The organism is Psychrobacillus antarcticus (assembly GCF_029533155.1).
Lineage (GTDB): Bacteria > Bacillota > Bacilli > Bacillales_A > Planococcaceae > Psychrobacillus > Psychrobacillus antarcticus.
Genome location: NZ_JAIZDB010000004.1, coordinates 13,839 through 31,426 on the forward strand (window position 1 = coordinate 13,839; position 17,588 = coordinate 31,426).

The window sequence follows — 17,588 nt, forward strand, 5'->3', positions numbered from 1 at the left end:
CAATGAAAATTCATAATGTAGAATTACTAATAAGTGCAGTAAGACCAGCACAATATCCAGAGGGTGATTTACCTGAAATAGCTTTAGCTGGACGTTCAAATGTAGGGAAATCATCCTTTATCAATAAAATGATTGGTCGAAAAAGCATGGCAAGGATTTCTTCTAAACCAGGTAAGACACAAACTTTGAATTTTTATAAATTAGAGGAATCATTGATATTTGTAGATGTACCTGGTTACGGTTACGCAAAAGTATCTAAAACAGAACGTGCTGCTTGGGGTAAAATGATTGAAACTTATTTTACCTCTCGCGACATTTTAAAAGCAGTTGTTTTAATCGTTGATTTAAGACATCCACCAACTGGCGATGACTGTATGATGTATGATTTCCTAAAGCACTATAATATCCCTTGTATCGTTATTGCTACCAAAGCAGACAAAATCCCTAAAGGGAAATGGGATAAACATAAAAAGATCGTAAAAGATGAGCTTCAAATGGACAAAGGTGATCCATTAATCGTTTTTTCATCAGACACAGGTTTAGGCTTCGATGCAGCATGGGCTGAAATTGAAAGTAGAATTAGATAAGGCTACTTATTAATTTGGAGAATTTTGTATTATCTCTAAAATTATTTAATTCTTTATAGTTGATTAGAAGTAAAAAATTATAAATTATTCCCCAGTGAGTTCTTGACCGATTAGTCGATCAAGAGCCCGCTTTTTTTAATAGATAAGCGTATATAAATATACAGCATGAACACTGTATTTAAAGGGGGAAAGGGGGAAAGAATGAATAGATAATACTACTGATTTGCATTTCAGGTGGGCAACCAAGGCTAAGTGCGCCATCTCCAAAAGGAAGGCAATCTAAGTTCGCCGCGTCCTGCGGCAACGATTGCATAACCCACCTCCTGTGGGCCTCCGCGGGGTGAGCGATGAGCTATCACCACAGCACACGCGTCGCTGTGATATCTCATCTGTCTCACTCATCCCACTGGAATCGCCACCTTCACTCCAATCGATAAAGGCAGTAGTACTCAATGATAAGATTTTGCATAGATTATCGCTGTAATAATATGATTAGATAAATTCAATGCAATAGTAATTGCCTCTTCGAAACAAACTTGTTCCTGCTAACTGAAAAAGATTGCAAGAGGATTCTCCGTGAATTAGCGATTCCGTTTGCTTATATTCATTATTTATCATTACTCATTTTATTTAATGAACAAAGTGGAAAGCCACCACCAGAAATGAAGATCAAAGCCGTGCCCACGGAAAGCGTTTGCCTGGAGCGGAAATCAAATTAGTTTGGATTTTCCTGCTTATTTGTTCTTTATAAAATTGAATCATAAGTAAAGATTAAAAACTACAACACCAGGGAATAAATTATTATACTCGTTGATATTTTTTGATTTATACTTCTTTTATTATTGGGTGTAGATTGTTTGAATTTGTCGATTTTGTTTGGTATTATTAATTTATAATAATTATAAATAAGATTTCATATGTTGTTCACAAATTATGAAGGAACTAGTGTGAAGCTATGATATAATGGGACTTATGAAATGAACGTGAAGGGGAGACATATTCCATGCATACAATCGTGGTTGGTGTCAATTACCGTACTGCACCTGTCGAAATTCGTGAAAAACTGTCATTTTTAGAAGCAGATCTTCCGAATGCGATGCAAGCACTACAAGACCAAAAAAGTATATTAGAAAATGTCATCGTATCTACATGTAATCGTACGGAGATCTACGCTACTGTAGATCAACTACATACAGGTAAATACTATGTGAAGCAATTTTTAGCGAATTGGTTTGATATTCCATTAGAAAACTTATCTACCTATTTATTTGTTCACGAAGATGACCAAGCGAATAATCATTTGTTCCGTGTTACATCTGGGATTGATTCGATGGTACTTGGTGAAACACAAATTTTAGGACAAGTGAAGAAAAGTTTTCTAAATGGCCAAGAGAACGGTACAACTGGTACTGTGTTCAATCAGTTATTCAAACAAGCAGTTACATTTGCAAAGCGAGCGCATGCAGAGACTGCGATCGGAGAGAATGCTGTTTCCGTTTCTTACGCAGCAGTTGAGCTAGGGAAGAAAATATTCGGTACATTAAAGCATAAGCATGTAGTTATTTTAGGTGCTGGTAAAATGGGTGAACTTGCCATTCAAAACCTTCATGGAAGTGGAGCAGAAAAGGTTACGGTGATCAACCGTACTTTTGAAAAAGCGATGGAGCTTGCTTCTAAGTTTGACGGCAATGCTAAACCGATGGACGAGCTACAATGTGCTCTTTTAGAAGCAGATATCCTCATTAGTTCCACAGGTGCAACTGAATTTGTCATTGATTTTGAACTTATGCAATTTGTTGAGCGTCTTCGTAAGGGCAAACCGTTATTTATGGTAGATATAGCTGTACCGCGTGATCTAGATCCGCGTATTGGTGATCTTCCAAATGTGTTCTTATATGATATTGATGATTTACAAGGAATTGTGGAAGCCAACTTAGCTGAAAGAGAACGTGCAGCTAAGCAAATTGATCAAATGATTCAAACAGAGATTGAGCAATTTAATGATTGGGTAACGACACTTGGAGTTGTACCAATTATTTCAGCGCTTCGTCAAAAAGCAAATTCGATACAATCAGAGACAATGGCTTCAATTGAAAACAAAATGCCTAATTTAACAGATCGAGAGCGTAAAATTTTAAGTAAGCATACAAAATCAATTGTCAATCAGCTTTTAAAAGAACCAATTTTGCAAGTTAAAGAATTATCTACAGCTAAAGACTCTGCGACTCAGCTTCAATTATTCCAACAAATCTTTGGTATAGAAGAGGATGTTCAAAAGGAAGTAGTAGTGCAAGCTGAAAAAGCTAAAATTAATTTAAAGCAAACATTAATTGATTCACAGAATTTAAAAGAAAACTTATTATATAACTAAGTAAAGGAGGCGTTATTATATCTGTATGGAGACAAATAGATATAATGGATGCTTTTTTTCTATGTAAAAGGAGAATGTTATGACTGATCTGACGATGACAAGGCTTCATGAGATTATGGTCATTCTTCAAGCTATAAGCCTTGTCTTTTATTTTATTGATTACTTAGAGAAGGATTTGAGAGCACATCGACTAGCTGTGTGGTTACTTTTTGCTGTCGGTACTTTACAAACGATTTTTTTGATAATGTATATGGTGGAGATGAAGCGTTTTCCAATACTTTCGTTGTTTGAGGGTATTTACTTTTACGCGTGGCTGATTATCATGCTTTCCCTTGTTTTACAACTGGTATTTAGATTGGACCTTCCCGCTTTCTTTTTGAATTTAATCGGATTTATTTTTATGACAATTCATACATTTGCACCCAATCCAATGGTGCAATCATTGGTAGAAGAAAACGTTAAATCTGAGCTGTTATTCATCCATATTATGTTTGGGTTACTTGCTTATACAGCATTTGCTTTATCGTTTGTTTTTTCAACATTGTATTTAATCTTATATAAAGTGTTAAAGAAGAAAAAATGGACGAAACAATTTACTCGATTACCTTCTCTTAAACAAGCAGAAAATGGTATGAGTTTTTCCATTCTAACAGGGATTCCATTACTGTTCGTAAGTTTAGTTCTTGGGTTAGAATGGGCATATATATCTTTGGATGCCTTTCCATTATATGATATAAAGATTGTCAATTCTTTTATAGTATTAGTAATCTATATTCTTGTTTTATTGATAAGAAAGTCTGCAAAAATCGTAGGGGCAAATTATGCGTGGATCCATATATATGCGTTTCTATTAGTTTTGATAAACTTCTTATTAGGTAGTAAATTATCTCAATTCCATATTTGGTATTAAAGGAAGGAAGCGGTTATATTATGCGTAAAATTATAGTAGGTTCAAGACGAAGTAAGTTAGCATTAACTCAAACAAATTGGTTTATCCAACAGATGAAGGGTATGGGTGCACCTTTTGAGTTTGAAGTGAAAGAGATCGTCACAAAGGGTGACCAGATTTTAGATGTTACGCTATCAAAAGTTGGCGGTAAGGGACTTTTTGTAAAAGAAATTGAACAGGCCCTTTACGACAAAGAGATCGACTTTGCTGTGCATAGTATGAAGGATATGCCATCTATTTTACCAGAAGGGCTAGTATTAGGATGTACACCAAAACGTGTGGATGAACGAGATGCTTTTATATCGACAGGACATGTGAAATTTGCAGACCTTCCAACAGGAGCAATTATCGGAACAAGCAGCTTGAGAAGAAGTGCTCAGTTATTGCTCTTACGTTCAGATATTGAGATTAAATGGATTCGTGGGAATGTAGATACCCGTCTGCAAAAATTACAAGATGGCGAATACGATGCGATTATTTTAGCAGCAGCAGGTTTAAAACGTTTAGGCTGGAGCGATGAAGTCGTAACCGAATACATTTCTCCAGAGGATTGCGTTCCAGCAGTTGGACAAGGGGCTCTTGCAATTGAATGTCGTGCGGATGATCAGGAATTACTAAACGAGCTAGCGAAGCTTTCAGACCATGATACATGGGTTACAGTAGAAGCAGAGCGTTCATTTTTAGCTGCAATGGACGGTGGTTGTCAGGTGCCGATTGCGGGACATGCAACAATTAGTGGCGATAAAATTACGATGACAGGATTAATAGCTGCACCAGATGCATCTGTCGTATACAAAGAAGTATTAACAGGTACAAATGCGGATGCACTTGGAAAAGAACTAGCACGTATTGTGACAGAACAAGGAGCATACGATTTAATCCAAAGAGTGAAGGCAGATTTGAATGTTTAATAAAACTCCTTTGTTAGGTGAGAATGTCATTTTCACGGGCATTCTAAGGTCATCGGAAGCGTCCATTCTTGTGGAAAGACTCGGTGGAAATGCGGTAATTGCTCCGATGATTGCTACAAAGGAGATAGTTAGTCCTGATGATTTAGATAAATTACAGCGTTGTAACTTATATGAATGGCTTATTTTTACTAGTCAAAGTAGTGTGAAGGCCTTTCATTCGAAAATGGTAAAATATCAGCTCGATGCAAGTTTTTTTACAGCTAAAATTGCAGTGGTCGGGAGCAAAACAGCAAATGCCATTGAAAAATTAGGATTATCAGTCCACTTTAACCCTACTATATTTAGTGCGGACATATTTGTTCAGGAATTTCCAAAAATAGCATCTTTAACGGATCATTGTTTATTTGTGAAAGGAAATCTTGCGAAAGATACAATAACAGCCGGACTGAACAATGAGGTAGATGAATGGACTATATACGAAACAGTGGAATTAGAGGAAAACAAGGAATTTGTGAAGAAGCTATTAAAGAGCGAAGAAAGTTGTTCTATTATCTTCACGAGTCCTTCAACAGCCGAAGTATTTCATCGAAGTATTGGAGCTTTCCACGGATATGATCATGTCACAGTTTGTGCAATTGGACATATTACCAAGAGTTTTTTAGAAGCGAAGAAGGTTTCTGTGCAGGTTATGCCTGACACTTATACTTTAATAGATGTGATTGTTAAATTAGCGGAATGGAAAGGAAGAGTGCAATGACCGAATTATTTTTTCAACGTCATCGTCGGTTAAGACAATCGGCTGGGATACGAGCAATGGTGAAAGAAACTTATTTACATAAGGAAGATTTAATCTATCCTATTTTCGTGATGGAAGGCGAGAATATTAAAAACGAAGTATCATCGATGCCAGGCGTTTTTCAATTCTCCTTAGACCGTTTAAATGAGGAAGTAGATGAAGTAGTGGATTTAGGCATTCCATCGGTTATTTTATTCGGCCTACCTGCAGAAAAAGATGCAGTTGGAACGCAGGCTTACCATAATCACGGAATTGTGCAGCAAGCGATTCGCCAAATAAAAGCACGTCATCCGCAATTAGTCGTAATAGCTGATACTTGCCTATGTGAATTTACGGACCACGGTCATTGTGGTGTAGTGGATGAAAATGAACGTATTTTAAATGATCCTTCCCTTGATTTATTGGCGAAAACGGCAATAAGCCAAGCAGAAGCTGGTGCAGACATTATTGCTCCGTCTAATATGATGGACGGTTTTGTAGCTGCAATTCGTCTTGGTTTAGATGAAGCAGGGTATAAGGATGTGCCGATCATGTCCTATGCAGTAAAATATGCCTCCGCATACTACGGACCTTTCCGTGAAGCAGCAGACGGCGCACCAAAGTTCGGTGACCGCAAAACATATCAAATGGATTATTCGAATCGTATGGAAGCAATCCGTGAAGCCTCATCAGATGTACAAGAGGGAGCAGACTTCTTAATTGTAAAACCTGCATTAGCTTACTTAGATATAATTCGTGACGTCAAAAACACATTTGCCACTCCGATTGTTGCATACAATGTAAGTGGTGAATATGCGATGGTAAAAGCAGCGGCGATGAATGGCTGGATCAATGAAAAAGAAACTGTACTTGAAACACTAACAGGAATGAAACGAGCAGGAGCAGATATGATCTTAACATATCATGCGAAAGATGTTGCCCGTTGGTTGGGGGGAAAAAAATGACAAAATCATATGAGCTGTCTAAACAAGCATTTACAGAAGCGAAAGAGTTAATGCCAGGTGGCGTAAATAGCCCTGTACGCGCATTTAAGTCAGTCGATATGGATCCTATTTTCATGGAAAGTGGAAAAGGCGCTATTATAAAAGACATCGATGGCAATGAGTACATTGACTATGTTCTATCATGGGGTCCACTTATCTTAGGACATACAGAACCGAATGTTGTGAAGGCAATCCAACAGGTTGCTGAAACAGGTACAAGTTTCGGAGCTTCTACGTTAATCGAAAACAAATTAGCTAAACTTGTGATGGAGCGTGTACCATCTATTGAGATGGTGCGTATGGTCTCTTCTGGTACGGAAGCAACGATGAGTGCATTACGTTTAGCTCGTGGTTATACAGGACGCAACAAAATTTTGAAATTTGAAGGTTGCTATCATGGACACGGAGACAGCTTACTCATTAAAGCTGGATCTGGTGTTGCTACACTTGGATTACCAGATAGCCCTGGTGTTCCGGAGTCAGTTGCAAAAAACACTATAGCAGTACCGTATAATGATCTTGAAAGCGTGCGCCATGTATTTGAAAACTTCGGAGATGATTTAGCAGCAGTAATCGTAGAGCCTGTAGCGGGTAATATGGGTGTTGTTCCTCCAGTGGAAGGATTCTTAGAAGGATTACGCGAATTAACGGAAAAATACGGAACAATATTAATCTTTGATGAAGTGATGACTGGCTTTCGAGTAGGCTATAATTGCGCACAAGGATATTATGGTATTACACCGGATTTAACTTGTTTAGGTAAAGTAATTGGCGGAGGACTTCCGGTGGGTGCTTTTGGTGGGAAACGTGAAATCATGGAAATGATTGCACCAGCGGGACCAGTATACCAAGCGGGAACACTTTCTGGTAATCCTTTAGCAATGACAGCAGGGTATGAGACATTAACTCGTTTAAATGAAACATCGTATGATTATTTTATCGAGCTTGGGGATATACTTGAAAAAGGTTTCCGAGAAGCAGCAACCAAATACAATATTCCACATACAGTGAATCGTGCCGGATCAATGATTGGATTCTTTTTAACTAGTGAAGACGTGATTAACTTCGATAAAGCGAAAACGTCTGATTTAGAACTATTCGCTAAGTATTTCCGTCTCATGGCAGAGGAAGGGATTTATTTACCCCCTTCGCAGTTTGAAGGATTATTCCTATCAAGCGCACATACTGTAGAGCATATAGAAAAGACAATCCAAGCGTTCCATACAGTTTTTGAACAATTATCTAACAACTAAAGAATAGTAGAGCCTTGCATTAATTGCAGGGCTCTTTTAGTCTAATATCGTTGACATAAAATGATTACTAAAATATAATTACTTACGAAAAGTAATCTGGATAGAATAATATAGAGATACTAATATGTTTTAGCGAAATGAGGATATAGAATGCCAAAAGTTAATGAAATTTCAAATGATGTTGTCAATGTATTAAAAGATAAAATTCAAGTCATTAAAACGGAAGAAAGTTTGCTTTATCTAGTTGGGCCAATCCGTCTGCCAGTAAGTTTAAATGAGAAAACAGTGATATTCCATTGGTATAGCTGGTTAAATAGTGAGGAATACACAGAAGATATTCATCAAATAATAAAAAATTTATCTTCCACAAATTTAGCAGAACATCAACAGTCTAGTGTGTTGGTTTATGGCGATTTTGAAGAGACAGAGGACTCACTAATCCGCATGCACTCCATTTGTCATACAGGAGATATTTTTGGTAGTAAGCGTTGTGACTGTGGTTTCCAACTAAAACAGTCGATGCAAATGATTGTGAATAATGGCTCAGGTGCATTATTCTATCTAGCAAACCATGAAGGTAGAGGAATCGGTCTATTTAGTAAAGCAATGGCTTATATTTTACAAGAAAATGGTTCAGATACGGTTGAGGCAAATGAAAAACTTGGCTTTGTTGATGATTCTAGAAATTACGGGGATGCAATCGAAGTGTTAAAAGTTTTACGCACAAAACCAGTGACACTAATAACGAATAATCCAAAGAAAGTAAAAGCATTAAAAGACGCCGGTTTATCTGTAGCGGGACGTACACCATTATGGGGGGACGTATCGGAATTCAATGAGAAGTACTTACACACGAAAATAAATCGCTCAGGTCATATGGAGGAAGAAGGTACTTTCCGAAATGACTAGTCATGCATTTTATATGGATCTAGCCCTACAAAATGCTCGTGCGATGAAAGGGCAAACGGATCCGAATCCATTAGTAGGAGCAGTTGTCGTCAATGATAATCGTATTGTTGGAATTGGTGCACATATGAAACCTGGTGAACCTCATGCAGAAATTCATGCCATTCGAATGGCAGGAGAACATGCAAAGGGTGCTACGATTTATGTCACGCTGGAACCATGCTCACATCATGGAAGAACAGGTCCGTGTGCAGAAGCAATTGTAGAGGCTGGAATAGAAACCGTTGTGATCGCAACGCTCGATCCGAATCCACTCGTTTCTGGAAGAGGAGTTAAAATTCTAGAAGACGCTGGCATTAACGTTATCTCAGGTATTCAAGAGGAAGCTTCTCAAAAGATGAATGAAGTATTCAATAAGTTTATCGTAACAAACAAGCCATTTGTCACATTAAAATCAGGGATAACGTTAGATGGGAAAATTGCTTCTCATACTGCTCATAGTAAGTGGATAACGTCCGCAGATGCACGGGAGGATGTTCATCATCTTCGTAATGAGCATTTGGCCATTTTAGTTGGTGTCAATACAGTTATAGAGGATAATCCCGAACTAACCACTCGTATTGAAAATGGTCGTAATCCGCTGCGTATAGTATTGGACTCCACGTTGAAAATTCCATTGGACGCTAAGCTTGTGACGGATCAATTAGCCGATACATGGATTTTCACTAGTGCGAATTATGATAACGATAAAAAAGAGAAGCTTTTAGAGCAAGGGATTCAAGTTTTCCATACAACTGGTTCTACCCATGTTAATGTACAAGAAGTCGTTCAACTATTAGGCGACAAATCTATCTCTTCTTTATTAATAGAAGGTGGAGGGACGATTAATGCGGCATTTTTGGAGAACAAATTAATCGATAAAGCCGTTATTTATATCGCTCCAAAGTTAATTGGTGGTAAAAATGCTCCTACGTTTGTAGAGGGTAATGGTATTGACTTAATGAGTGAAGCAGTAGAGCTTGTTGATACGGATATTCAAAAAATAGGGAAAGACTTTAAGTTTGTTGGTTATCCAATATACAAATAAGATGTAATTGATGAGGGATAAAAGATGAAATTTGGATTTGACATTGATGATACATTGATCAATTTAAGAGAGCATGCTTTTCATATTTATAACGAAAAGCTAGGACAACAAGTGGCAATAGATCAGTTTCATGCGTTGAACAAAGTAGAAATACATGAGTTATTCGGGATGACCGAAGAAGCAGGTTCTAAAATGTGGAACGAAACATTAGAGCAAATATATTACACTAATTGTCCGGCATATCCAGATGCAGTAGAAACATTAGTAAATCTACAAGAACAAGGGCATGAGGTTTACTATATTACGGCTAGACCGGCAGAACATCGGGAAAGAACGATGAAGTGGTTAATTGAACAAGGTTTCCCTGTTACTGAAGAACGGTTTTATTGTGGCATGAAGGATCAAGCGAAGGTAAATATTATTCGTGATTTACGGTTGGATTATTATTTCGACGACAAACCAGATGTATTAAATACATTGACGGATGATACATTACAAGTATATGTAAAAACACAATCGTATAACCAGCATCTAACTATTCCTAGGCTAACGAATTGGTTGGAATTAAAGCAGATTGTCGAAGAAAACAACGATAAAAAGCAATTCTAGAGCGAAATTTGTTCTATCCCTTTTGTTCTATTCATAAGTTGTCCTATAGAAGGAGGATGACTTATGACAACAAAAACATGGGATGTAAGAGAACAATTCCGATTTCCACCAAGCTTTGGGGTTCCAAAAGAAATAAAAAATGTAGCAGTAACTCCTCAATGCGAAATCGCTGAGAAGGAAGATATTATCCAAGTGGTTGGAATATACCACATTACCTGTCATGTTAAGTTCGAGGAAGGTGAACAAGAACATCATGCTACTAGCGAATTCACGGAAATTGAGGACTTAGATTTACAAGGTGAGGTCGGCTATTTCGAGTATGCAGTACCGATGAGTATTGAGATTAGTAAAGACAAATTAAAAGAAGGTTCCAAGCCAACAGTTCATGTGAACCATATTCACTCGAAACCAACAGAGAAAATGTCTATTGAAATTGGGTGGACAGTACATTGCGAATATGAGGAAGCACCAGAGCCCGAACCAGTTAAACCTGTTGTAGAAGCAGAAAGTCCAAATCCAGCCGAGCCAATGGAAGTTGAAAATCCTAATGGCGATGAATTTGAACTCCAATTTATTTTGGATTTAGATGATGGGTACACGAAGCTATCATTTCCATCAAATAATGTTCTTGTAAAACAAAAAGGAAATGGAAATTAAAAGTACTAATAAGAGAAAATCCCATGTGGTCGGCACAATTAATACGCGTATTAATTGAAAACAGCAAATAGGAATACTAATATGCTTACAGTAGAAACGTGTTTTACGTAACCAATCAGGTAGCAAATATGGGTTATATCCTTTTCTCATTGTAATTTCTCCTTTCACCATACTAGACTTGACGCCATATAATAATATCCTTTACAATAAGAACAACTGAATAGAGATGCAATGAATGGGAATAGTAAAATGATCTGGTTCTCAAAAGAAAGGAAACAATTTGCTGAAATGTTTCTGTTAACTACCATTTGAAGGTAGCCCACGAGCAGTATTTGTGAAAGTAATGTAGCAAATGCCGGTTTGAAGCCGTTATCGAATTGAGAGCGTGATGCGTTTTTTAGCATTCGCGAATAAAGGTGGTACCGCGAACAAACTCCTTCGTCCTTTAATGACGACAGGAGTTTTTTTATATTCGTTCAAATGCTGAACGAATATAAAGCCTCCGGCAGATGTCACAGATTTTGAGAGGAGTCAATCGAGCAAGCTCGATTCAAAATCTGGACTCAATTACTCCGAGGCGTAATTGATATTCTTTTTTAAGGAGGAACAGACAATGACAAACGAAACAACGATGTCGACAAAGTATGATCCGCAGTCGATTGAAAAAGGACGGTATGAATGGTGGCTAGAAGGAAAATACTTCGAAGCTAATCCAGAAAGCGATAAAGAACCATATACAATTGTAATTCCGCCACCAAATGTTACGGGGAAACTACATTTAGGTCATGCATGGGATACTACCTTACAAGATATTATTGTTCGCATGAAACGTATGCAAGGATACGATGCATTATGGCTTCCAGGTATGGACCATGCAGGTATTGCAACACAAGCAAAAGTGGAAGAAAAGCTGCGCTCTGAAAACATTACAAGATACGATTTAGGTCGTGAAAAGTTTGTGGAAGAAACATGGAAATGGAAAGAAGAATATGCTGGTCATATCCGTGCACAATGGGCAAAACTCGGACTTGGCTTAGATTATTCACGTGAGCGCTTCACTTTGGATGAAGGATTATCAAATGCAGTGAAAGAAGTATTCGTCAAGCTATATAACAAAGGATTAATCTACCGTGGCGAATACATTATCAACTGGGATCCAGCAACTAAAACGGCATTATCAGATATCGAAGTTATTCACAAAGATGTACAGGGTGCATTCTATCATATGCATTACCCACTTACAGATGGTACTGGATCAATCGATGTTGCGACAACAAGACCAGAAACAATGCTAGGTGATACCGCAGTAGCAGTACATCCAGAAGATGATCGTTACAAGCATTTAATTGGAAAAACAGTAAAACTTCCGATTATTGGCCGCGAAATACCGATTGTTGGAGATGATTACGTGGATATGGAGTTTGGAAGTGGAGCAGTTAAAATTACACCTGCCCATGACCCAAATGACTTCGAAATTGGAAACCGTCATAACCTACAACGTATTTTAATCATGAATGAAGATGGAACGATGAATGAAAACGCTGCTTCTTATAATGGAATGGACCGCTTTGCCTGCCGTAAACAAATCGTAAAAGATTTACAAGATGCAGGCATCCTATTCAAAATTGAAGAGCATACGCATTCTGTAGGGCATTCGGAGCGTAGTGGAGCAGTAGTTGAGCCATATTTATCTTTACAATGGTTCGTAAAAATGCAACCACTTGCACAAGAAGCTATTCAACTTCAAGAAGCAGAAGGAAAAGTAAATTTTGTTCCGGACCGTTTTGAAAAGACTTACCTACGCTGGATGGAAAATGTTCATGACTGGTGTATTTCTCGCCAATTATGGTGGGGACATCGTATTCCGGCTTGGTATCATAAAGAAACTGGTGAAGTATATGTAGGACATGAAGCTCCTGCGGATGCGGAAAACTGGAATCAGGAAAACGACGTATTAGATACTTGGTTCTCCTCTGCATTATGGCCGTTCTCTACATTAGGCTGGCCAGATACGGAAAACGAAGAGTTCAAAAAATATTACCCAACGAATGCGCTTGTAACCGGTTATGATATTATATTCTTCTGGGTTTCTCGTATGATTTTCCAAGGTGTTGAATTTACTGGTACTCGTCCATTTGATGATGTATTAATTCACGGTCTTGTTCGTGCTGAAGATGGAAGTAAAATGTCGAAATCACTTGGTAACGGTATCGATCCAATGGACGTAATTGAACAATACGGAGCAGATTCACTTCGCTATTTCCTAAGTACCGGATCATCACCTGGTCACGATTTACGTTATTCAACAGAAAAAGTAGAAGCAGTATGGAACTTTGCCAACAAAATTTGGAATGCATCTCGTTTTGCACTTATGAATATGGATGGCTTGAAATTTGAAGAGATCAATTTAGATGGTAAAAAATCGGTTGCGGATGCATGGATTCTAACTCGTTTAAATGAAACGATCGAACAAGTAACAAGACTTTCTGAACGATATGAATTCGGTGAAGTTGGTCGTGCGCTGTATAACTTTATCTGGGATGATTTCTGTGACTGGTATATCGAAATGGCAAAACTTCCACTTAACGGGGAAGATGAAGAAGCGAAAAAAATGACACGTTCGGTGCTAGCATATGTTTTAGACAATACTATGCGTCTATTACACCCATTTATGCCATTCATCACAGAAGAAATTTGGCAAAACCTTCCGCATGAAGGCGAGTCAATTACAGTAGCTGCTTGGCCAACTGTAAACGAAGCACTTTCGAATAAAGAAGAAGCGGACAATATGAAATTACTTTCTGAAATTATCCGCTCTGTTCGTAATATTCGTTCAGAAGTACAAACACCAATGAGCAAAAAAGTTCCTTTATATGTTTCAGCGAAGGACACAAATACATTAGAAGTATTAGAAGCTAATGCGAAGTATTTAGAGCGTTTCTGTAATCCAGAACCACTTGTAATTGGATTAGATTTAGAAGCTCCAAGTCAATCGATGTCTGCTGTAGTAACGGGAGCAGTTTTATATCTTCCACTACAAGGGTTAATCGATATAGACGCGGAGAAAGCTCGTTTAACGAAAGAGCTAGAAAAATGGGCAAAAGAAGTGAAGTTAGTTCAAGGCAAACTATCCAATGAGCGTTTCGTTTCCAAAGCGCCGGACGCTGTAGTTGCAGAAGAACGTGCAAAAGAAGCTGACTACCTAGAAAAACACGCATCTGTATTGAAGCGTATGGAAGAATTGAATAATCTATAAAGAAATAAAGCGTGCACCCGTTGATTTGGGTGCACGCTTTTGGTGTGTGGAAAAATGGATACTAATTCTAGTGATTCTACTTTTTATTCTATCGATTATCTAAAACATTCCAGTGTTTCCTCATTTTAACGCAAAAGAGAGAGACCGATTAAATCTCGTCTCTCTCATTTTTTGTGATTTTTTGATGAATGTATTCCATAATAGGCTCTGCGATATCTTTCTTAGTCGTTTCAAAATAAGATCTTGCACCAACGGGATCTTCTATTTCGTTGAAAATCCAGGTCTCGTCAGGTAAGAGGAGAAAATCGATCCCTATATAATCACTTTTTAAGGCTTTGGCTATTTTCTCGACGTTAGCAATTTGTTGTGAGTCTAGCGAGTATTTTTCAACTGTTCCACCTAAAGTGAAATTGGACTTAAAGCTATCTGTTGGTCCAGTTCTTTTTACAGCACCTAAAACTTTCTCGCCGAGCATGAAAACTCGAACATCCATAGCGTTTGTTTCGATATATTGTTGAGCGATAATCGTATTCTCAGAAAATGTGTTTAGAAAAGTAGTTGCTTCATTTTCCGTGTGAACTAATTCAACTTGTTTTCCGCCATGGCCGTCAATTGTTTTTAATACGACAGGATACTCGTTTAGTTCAGAAACTGTTGCTATTTTTCTAGTGGGAACAGTTGCAATTCCAAGCAACTGCACAAGTTGTATGGCCTTTAATTTGTCATTAGCAATAACATTCACTTCTGCGCGATTGAACATTCGTATATTCCGTTGTTCTAATTCCTTTGCTAACTCTGAATTTCTTGTTCGGAAAAATATAAAATCTGCTTCTGGAATAGGACCTTGATCATCTACTAGGGTCAAAGTAAGTGAATAACTACCCGCAGCATTTATTAATCGGTCAATAAAGCTTCGATTGCGTTCTATTTCGGCTTTTTCGTATATGAGTAATCCTTTCATACAACAGCCGCCCCTACTTTTGACTGGATATATGCGATCATTGCGTCCCCAACATTAATGCCTGTTACATTATAGATGTTGCGGATATGGGCTACTCCATTTACTTCACAAACCAGCGGCTCGTCATTGTCCCCAAATAATAAATCTACTCCTGCGAACTCTGCACCTAAAGCTTCCGCAGCTTGAATTGCTACATCTATTTGTCTCTGCGAAAGAATGATAAGGGAAGCAGATCCTCCATTCGTAATATTGGCGCGGAAATCCGTTTGTGATTCACGAAGCATACAAGCAATCACTTTTCCTCCCACGACATTTACACGGATATCTCTACCTCTACTATTTTCGATAAATTGCTGGAAGACATACTCAATACCTGCAAGTTCCTCTACTTTAGCAAAGAATTGTTGTCTTGTTTCTATTAAATACACCTTCATACCAAATGAGCCATGTGCTTCTTTAATAATCATTGGTAAAGGAATAGTTTGAAGTACCTGTTCAAAATAACCTGATTCTTCAATAGAAAATCCAGGATACACTTTTGGTGCGATAATCGTTACAGGCATTGGCACTCCAGCATTTGCTAGCTTCAAATACTGCCTTGCTTTGTTATCGCATATTTCAATTACATCGGGATCATTAAATACGGGTATACCTTCATTTTTAAGGTATTGGGCAAGCAAAATATCTTTATCAAGAAACACGACAAAATCGGGTTTGGCATGTAACCTTTGCTGGACATTCATCAGCACTTCATAATTTTTCACTAGAATTGCATGAATATCATGTCGGTCCGCAGCTTCCTTTACTAGAAGTGCTTGATCGATAAATTTGTCATGTGTAAGACTACCGTTGTAAACGATCCAACATGTTTGCATAATGAATGACCTCCACTAGTACGTGATATAATGTGTACACAAGAAGTTTAGCACGAATTTTAATCAGACGGAATAGGGTGAACTACGTGGAAATAAAAAATTTTAATAAATATAAAATAAAGTGGAATATAGAAAGTGAAACAGTTATAAAACCAGGTTTAGAAACCATTCAATCTGCTCTAAAAAAACTTGATAATCCCCAGGACAAGCACAAAGTAATTCATGTAGCAGGAACAAACGGAAAAGGCTCAACCATTGCCTTTTTAACAGCCCTAGCAAAGGAACACGGCTTGTCTTTTGCTTCGTTCACTAGCCCAAGTATTGTCGATGTTCATGATCAAATTCAAATAAATAGTGTAAATGTTACAGAAAAACAAATGGATGAAGCCTTTTTGCATATGCATGATAGAGGCATTGGCGGTATGTTAACAGACTTCGAATTACTAACTGTTACAGCCTTCGTTGTCTTTGAAGCGATGGAATTAGATATTGTTTTCATTGAAGCAGGTATGGGGGGGCGTTTAGATAGTACGAACGTCATGAAACACTCTGTTGCGGTTATACCTAGCATATCTATTGATCATACAAATTTCTTAGGAGATACGATTGAAAAAATTAGTTGGCATAAAGCAGGGATATTAAAGAACAATAGCCAATTAGTTATAGGGTCCCTATCAGTTTCTGCAAAAACTATCGTATATAAAGAAGTAGAAGATAAAAAAGCGACTGTTCTGGAATACAATAATGATTTTCATATGAAGAATAATGAGTATTCTTATAAAGAATATTCATTTTCTAATTTAAAACCTCAAATGATCGGGAAGCACCAACAATCTAACATGGCCCTAGCTATAACAGCATTAATCGAAAGTGGTTTTGAACTAGATGAATCTAGCGTCCAAACAGCAGCGACTAATGCAAGATTACCTGGTAGAATGGAAAAAATTAATGAACACTTTTATATGGATGGAGCTCACAACCAAGCGAGTATCGATGCTTTAGTAGAGACTGTTCAAGAAAAGTTTCCGAACAGGAAAATCCACATAATCTTAGGTGTTTTAATGGATAAGGACTATATCTATATATTAAGGAAGTTAGAGGAAATAGCTAGTACTTTTGAATTTGTTAATTTCCAAAATAAAAGAGCTTTAAATGCTAATATATTGTATAAACACTGCATGAATAGTGCTAAAATCGTGACTTTAGATGCATCAATGATTGATTTGGAAAAAAAATCTAAAAATGGCATTACAATTGTCACTGGTTCCTTTTATTTCATTGCCGAGTTCAGAGAAAAAACAGGATTTTAGTAATTGAAACATTCAGAGAACTTAATGATATAATGATTGTGAGGTTTATGTATTTAGTAGTAGTTATTTAGACTTGG

Annotated in this window: 15 protein-coding genes and 1 other annotated feature; of the genes, 13 read left to right on the forward strand and 2 right to left on the reverse strand. The window is 37.5% G+C overall.

The genetic code is table 11. The annotated features are described in order from the left end of the window. Positions 1-2 precede the first annotated feature (2 nt). The 12 genes from yihA (at position 3) to LDK52_RS02875 (ending at position 14,365) form a co-directional block, all read left to right on the forward strand. On the forward strand, positions 3-587 hold the full coding sequence (yihA, locus tag LDK52_RS02815; protein ID WP_277584433.1) for a ribosome biogenesis GTP-binding protein YihA/YsxC: 585 nt from the start codon (positions 3-5) through the stop codon (positions 585-587). Between the two features lie 1,003 nt (positions 588-1,590). Then, a complete protein-coding gene (gene hemA, locus LDK52_RS02820; protein WP_277584434.1) occupies positions 1,591-2,958 on the forward strand; it encodes a glutamyl-tRNA reductase in 1,368 nt (455 codons plus the stop codon). 79 nt (positions 2,959-3,037) lie between these two features. After that, positions 3,038-3,868 (forward strand): cytochrome c biogenesis protein CcsA, encoded by an 831-nt coding sequence (gene ccsA / locus LDK52_RS02825; RefSeq protein ID WP_277584435.1) that lies wholly within the window; start codon positions 3,038-3,040, stop codon positions 3,866-3,868. 20 nt (positions 3,869-3,888) lie between these two features. Continuing rightward, a complete protein-coding gene (gene hemC, locus LDK52_RS02830; protein WP_277584436.1) occupies positions 3,889-4,818 on the forward strand; it encodes a hydroxymethylbilane synthase in 930 nt (309 codons plus the stop codon). Beyond that, a complete protein-coding gene (locus tag LDK52_RS02835) occupies positions 4,811-5,575 on the forward strand; it encodes a uroporphyrinogen-III synthase (RefSeq protein WP_277584437.1) in 765 nt (254 codons plus the stop codon). Before hemC ends, LDK52_RS02835 begins: the two co-directional genes overlap by 8 nt. After that, positions 5,572-6,558, forward strand: a complete 987-nt coding sequence (gene hemB, locus LDK52_RS02840) for a porphobilinogen synthase (protein WP_277584438.1) — start codon at positions 5,572-5,574, stop codon at positions 6,556-6,558. The genes LDK52_RS02835 and hemB overlap by 4 nt, the downstream gene beginning before the upstream one ends. Then, positions 6,555-7,850, forward strand: a complete 1,296-nt coding sequence (gene hemL / locus LDK52_RS02845) for a glutamate-1-semialdehyde 2,1-aminomutase (RefSeq protein ID WP_277584439.1) — start codon at positions 6,555-6,557, stop codon at positions 7,848-7,850. Before hemB ends, hemL begins: the two co-directional genes overlap by 4 nt. Before the next feature lie 150 nt (positions 7,851-8,000). Continuing rightward, positions 8,001-8,759 (forward strand): GTP cyclohydrolase II, encoded by a 759-nt coding sequence (locus tag LDK52_RS02850; protein WP_277584440.1) that lies wholly within the window; start codon positions 8,001-8,003, stop codon positions 8,757-8,759. Further along, positions 8,752-9,843 (forward strand): bifunctional diaminohydroxyphosphoribosylaminopyrimidine deaminase/5-amino-6-(5-phosphoribosylamino)uracil reductase RibD, encoded by a 1,092-nt coding sequence (gene ribD, locus LDK52_RS02855; protein WP_277584441.1) that lies wholly within the window; start codon positions 8,752-8,754, stop codon positions 9,841-9,843. The genes LDK52_RS02850 and ribD overlap by 8 nt, the downstream gene beginning before the upstream one ends. Positions 9,844-9,867: 24 nt before the next feature. Beyond that, on the forward strand, positions 9,868-10,452 hold the full coding sequence (locus tag LDK52_RS02860) for a 5' nucleotidase, NT5C type (protein ID WP_277584442.1): 585 nt from the start codon (positions 9,868-9,870) through the stop codon (positions 10,450-10,452). Between the two features lie 63 nt (positions 10,453-10,515). Further along, the gene (locus LDK52_RS02865) at positions 10,516-11,109 is read left to right on the forward strand and encodes a hypothetical protein (protein WP_277584443.1); all 594 of its coding nucleotides are present in this window, start codon (positions 10,516-10,518) and stop codon (positions 11,107-11,109) included. A gap of 222 nt (positions 11,110-11,331) precedes the next feature. After that, positions 11,332-11,558, forward strand: a binding site (T-box leader). A 164-nt stretch (positions 11,559-11,722) separates the two neighbouring features. Then, a complete protein-coding gene (locus tag LDK52_RS02875) occupies positions 11,723-14,365 on the forward strand; it encodes a valine--tRNA ligase (RefSeq protein ID WP_277584445.1) in 2,643 nt (880 codons plus the stop codon). A 148-nt stretch (positions 14,366-14,513) separates the two neighbouring features. Here LDK52_RS02875 and LDK52_RS02880 read toward each other — a convergent pair whose 3' ends face one another. Next, positions 14,514-15,326: an ATP-grasp domain-containing protein gene (locus LDK52_RS02880; RefSeq protein WP_277584446.1), complete on the reverse strand. Its 813-nt coding sequence runs from the start codon at positions 15,324-15,326 to the stop codon at positions 14,514-14,516. After that, positions 15,323-16,201, reverse strand: a complete 879-nt coding sequence (locus LDK52_RS02885) for an ATP-grasp domain-containing protein (RefSeq protein WP_277584447.1) — start codon at positions 16,199-16,201, stop codon at positions 15,323-15,325. Before LDK52_RS02885 ends, LDK52_RS02880 begins: the two co-directional genes overlap by 4 nt. A gap of 86 nt (positions 16,202-16,287) precedes the next feature. Between LDK52_RS02885 and LDK52_RS02890 the strand changes: the two genes are divergently transcribed. Next, entirely contained in the window at positions 16,288-17,511 is a 1,224-nt protein-coding gene (locus LDK52_RS02890; protein ID WP_277584448.1) for a bifunctional folylpolyglutamate synthase/dihydrofolate synthase, read from the forward strand. Positions 17,512-17,588 lie beyond the last annotated feature (77 nt).